At 47.0% G+C, this 3,945-nt stretch carries 7 protein-coding genes; 2 read left to right on the top strand and 5 right to left on the bottom strand.

Features of this window, described 5'->3' with window-relative positions; translation table 11 throughout:
* The first annotated feature begins 306 nt into the window (after positions 1-306).
* Positions 307-564 carry a hypothetical protein gene (locus MM817_RS16165; RefSeq protein ID WP_241717047.1) on the top strand — a complete coding sequence of 86 codons (258 nt, stop codon included), beginning with the start codon at positions 307-309 and terminating at the stop codon, positions 562-564.
* Positions 533-796 (top strand): type II toxin-antitoxin system RelE family toxin, encoded by a 264-nt coding sequence (locus tag MM817_RS16160; protein WP_241717046.1) that lies wholly within the window; start codon positions 533-535, stop codon positions 794-796. Before MM817_RS16165 ends, MM817_RS16160 begins: the two co-directional genes overlap by 32 nt.
* A gap of 176 nt (positions 797-972) precedes the next feature.
* Here MM817_RS16160 and MM817_RS16155 read toward each other — a convergent pair whose 3' ends face one another.
* From MM817_RS16155 to MM817_RS16135, 5 genes are all read right to left on the bottom strand, one after another.
* Positions 973-1,392, bottom strand: a complete 420-nt coding sequence (locus MM817_RS16155) for a prepilin peptidase (protein ID WP_241717044.1) — start codon at positions 1,390-1,392, stop codon at positions 973-975.
* Between the two features lie 16 nt (positions 1,393-1,408).
* Positions 1,409-2,029: a hypothetical protein gene (locus tag MM817_RS16150; protein WP_241717042.1), complete on the bottom strand. Its 621-nt coding sequence runs from the start codon at positions 2,027-2,029 to the stop codon at positions 1,409-1,411.
* Positions 2,030-2,038: 9 nt separating this feature from the next.
* Positions 2,039-3,163 carry a hypothetical protein gene (locus tag MM817_RS16145; RefSeq protein ID WP_241717041.1) on the bottom strand — a complete coding sequence of 375 codons (1,125 nt, stop codon included), beginning with the start codon at positions 3,161-3,163 and terminating at the stop codon, positions 2,039-2,041.
* Positions 3,164-3,180: 17 nt separating this feature from the next.
* A complete protein-coding gene (locus MM817_RS16140; protein ID WP_241717039.1) occupies positions 3,181-3,675 on the bottom strand; it encodes a hypothetical protein in 495 nt (164 codons plus the stop codon).
* Positions 3,672-3,945, bottom strand: a 274-nt coding sequence (locus MM817_RS16135) for a hypothetical protein (protein ID WP_241717037.1), incomplete at its 5' end; no start/stop codon positions are given. The genes MM817_RS16140 and MM817_RS16135, both read right to left, overlap by 4 nt.

Raw genomic sequence — 3,945 nt, 5'->3', positions numbered from 1 at the left:
ACAAAAGACAACATGGTATTTACAATCAAACGTGACATTGTGGTTTGAATCAACATCTCTACTCATGACGAATCACCACAAATAGTATAGCGCAAAACATTAGATACAACAACGTTATCTATTGTTTATTTGGAGGAAAAAGAAAAGATTCGCCTGACGGCGAGCGCCTTATATCCCCATAGATGAATCAAGGGGTTTTACGGCGCTTTTGATAAAGCCCCAAAACGTTGAATTACATAAGCAGACATGATATTTTTATATTAACCTAACCATTAGCGGTCACAGAAAACAGGGGGTCATTCTGTCATGGTTGTTCGCAAAGACGATTTGTATAACCTTATTGAACGTCTCCAGGAACCCGATCAAAAAACGGCCTTTGATTTTCTTCAGTATTTAGTGGAACGCTCGAATAAAAAGCCTTTGAGTTGGGAAGAGATCGACAGACTAAAACCCGACGACGAGCCATTAAGTGAAGAAGAGCTTCGCCAGTTAAACAGTGATGCAGGGTATGTATCAGGGGAGGCGGCCAAGCGTGAGTTCGGGCTACAAGTTGACTTACCATAAGGAAGCTGTGAAATACATCGCGAAACAAGAAAAGGCCGTTCAAGAGCGAATTGTACAAGGACTATCAGGCTTACTTAACGATCCGCCTACCGGAGACATCAAACAGATGAAGGGGTACAACGGCTTGTATCGGCTACGGATCGGGACAATTCGAGTACTCTTTGAAATTAGTCGTGATGAGAAAGTGGTATACATACGTGTCATTGATACTCGTGGTGGAATTTATAAATAGGCTTTTAATTAGCAACAAACAGGCATTGTTTATAACAATCTTTGGACTGGCGCTCTCGTCAACTTAAACTGATTTACAACCCCGATTATACCCTCAAATAGTAAATAATCGTAACCTAATCGCCTCCATCTAATAATTACATCTATGTGCCTAAAAAGATGAAACGCTGTGCTTGTTCATCGCTCAATCATGAGCACCCCCACACTAAACAGAATGTCTGCGACAAAGACTAACACGCCAACTGGAATTAATTTTGCGTTTTCTTCATCTACATATCGTCTGCTGACCCTCTGCAACCACGTTTTTAGAAGGGGTGCAAGAAGAAATCCTAGCGCAAAGAGGAGGAGAGCAGGAACAAGTCCTCCTCCTGCCCCAAGCGCCATACCCATCTTCCAGTCGCCACCGCCAAGCCATCCAAGGAGTCCGGGGATGAACAATAGTACGCCCATGCCTACAAGCCCGATGATCGAAGGCTCCAAATGATGTTGGACCCCGTTATAAAAAAGAAAAAATGCAATCCACGGTAGCGTCCACCAATCTCGAATGAGACGAGTCGTGAGATCTTGATAAGCGACTACTGCTAAAAAAATGAACACGACACCTACTTCTATATTAATGCCCATATGCAATTTTCACAGGTTCCCATGTTTCTGTCGGCACATTGACGTACCCATACACTGGACGCGCTACGTATCCATAGATTCTACGATCCACGTACCCATATACAGGTTTTGATACGTATCCATACACTGGGATGGTACTTTCTGTGTAGGTGGGTTCATATTCTCCATAGGGTGTACACGCTTGTTCTTGCGTGTACGTTACAGTCGTTGTATACGGAGGACCATAATGACTTGGTACGCCATGACCATCACTTCCACCGACCCAATGCCAAGGATAATACTTAGCATGAGATGTGAAATGAGGCACTTGTATCGTGCGGCAATGCGTTCCCACCAACACCCAATGCATGCCTGTTTGCTTTTCTACGGTCGTCGTTCCCACTTGTTCAACCTGTTGTGTCGTTCCTGTTTGCTCATAGACCGTTTGCGTTCTGATCAACTGACGAACATCTTGTGTTCCAGTCTGCTCATAGGTTGATACATAGCTTGTTGTCGTATAGCCACCGGTAATCGACACCGGTTGACTTTGTGCAATTGTTTGGGCGAAAGCGAGAGGAGCTACTAAAAAAGGAGCCATCACAATCGCACCGATGACCCATTGTTTTGTCATGGTTTTTACCTACCTTCCAGTGACGACTTGTGCAATAAATTGTTGGGTTTGATCTTGTAGAGCTGTGATCGTGGTCGATACGCGTTCACCTGATGTTGCAGAGGCAAGGACTTGTCCTGTTGTTTGATTGACGATTTCTAACACATAAGGGCTTACGATCGGTTGATTCACCGCAGCGGTCAGTGTTACTGCGTTATTGTCCGTATCTGCATTAGCTGTTAGCTGAACGGTATACGCCGGTTCGACCGTGATCGATGTTTGATGAGATACGCCATCAGCACCCATTGTCAAAGGACACGTACCCACAGTACTCCCGCTTACGCTAAAAGTTAGTTGTCCTTGCGCATTGGTCAGTCCATTCTCACCACCAAAGGATGTGCCAGAGATTTCACTTCCCGTCATGGATAATCCCGATGCAGGCTGAATCCACACAAACTGATGGGCTAGAGGCTCTCCTTGAAAGGACACTGAATCGACGACTTGCTCACTTTGTCCTGCAATCAACGCGCTGACTGCTTGAACCGTCACATCAGGCATGGACGCCGAGCTAGGATAGGTTGACGACTCTTGCATCACAGGGCGTCCTGTAGGCGTGATGGTCATGTTCACTTGATCACCTGGTCGGAACACCCAGTAGGGATGACCATCTGAAAAAGTCGTTGGATCACCCTCGCCATACCCACTGCTAAAAGAAAACACCACCTGATTCGGCGTCCACGACTGTACCACGGGCACGACGGAGGATCCATTTTTGTTAAACACCCATCCCTGTGTTGCATCTCCACCTGAAATCGTGCCTCCACTTCCTAGCTCTGATCCTTGGATCGTCACCACAGGAGGAAATACACTCGTGTTCCAGACTACATCCGAAACGGTAGGATCATCATTCCCAGGTAAAACAGGTGTCCCTGTTTCGTTCGCATAGGTTAACGAAGAAGCCATGCTACTCGTTGACGTGGTTCCAGACGTTCCATTCTCGCAGTTGTTCCATAACTTGCAATCTAGGCTTTGATTGCTGATCACCGCTTTGTCTGCCCCTTGATTCACGGCAATCCATCCCACAGGGACGATCCCAACCAATAACACGCCAAGCGTTAATCCGCCATACATGAGCATGCGCATCTCTTTTTCCATCTGCATTCTCCTTTCGCTTACGACATGGACGCTTGGTCGCTCGATGTCACTGACATGGGAATCGCCAGATCATGCGTCAACACGGGCAACACCGCAAGCAGATGGTTGAGCAAGACAGGCTCATACTCAGCTGTCGCCGTGATCACCACTTGATTCTGTACATAGCCGACTTGACTCTGTACATCGGAAAATAGACCACCTTGTTCTAAGTCATTGAGTTGCAAGTCCCAATTCGTTTGCGCTGCGCTCACAGAAGGTGCCACTTGGAGCATGAAACCACCCTGATACATGCCAAACGTGGGTGTGGCGGACGTGGTCGTTGTTTGTGTGACTTGTGACTGCCCTGCATACGCAGCACGATTGACCGCGTTTTGGAGCGTCTCATATCCCATAACCGCCGTCCCTGCCCAAAAAAGCACAGGGAGCAAAACAGCAGATAGGGCCACGTTGAGCCACGAAAACCCTAAAGGTTCAAAGAAACCGCCGCGTTCCTCTTGCCAAAACCTGTTCATGCGCCATCACCCGTATACTGTGTTTCGTTATAGTAGGTTGCTGTTTCTTGTATAGGAATCGTCGCAGCAAGAGGTTGACCACCGATCAGCGTGAACGCACGATCAAAGGGAAGTGGCACGTTGTATGTGATGGAAACGGTAGTTTCAGGCGTTTGCGATCCGGTTTGCACATTGTATCCTGTACCGCTTTGCACGTTTTGAACGGTGAATAAGGTTTGTCCATCCCAGGTAACAGGCAAGTTCGCACTCGCTAAGTCTTGCGTGATTTCT

The organism is Sulfoacidibacillus ferrooxidans, from assembly GCF_022606465.1.
GTDB lineage: Bacteria > Bacillota > Bacilli > Alicyclobacillales > SLC66 > Sulfoacidibacillus > Sulfoacidibacillus ferrooxidans.
Note: the sequence above shows the minus strand (reverse complement) of the source record. Positions and strands in the feature narration are given on the sequence as shown.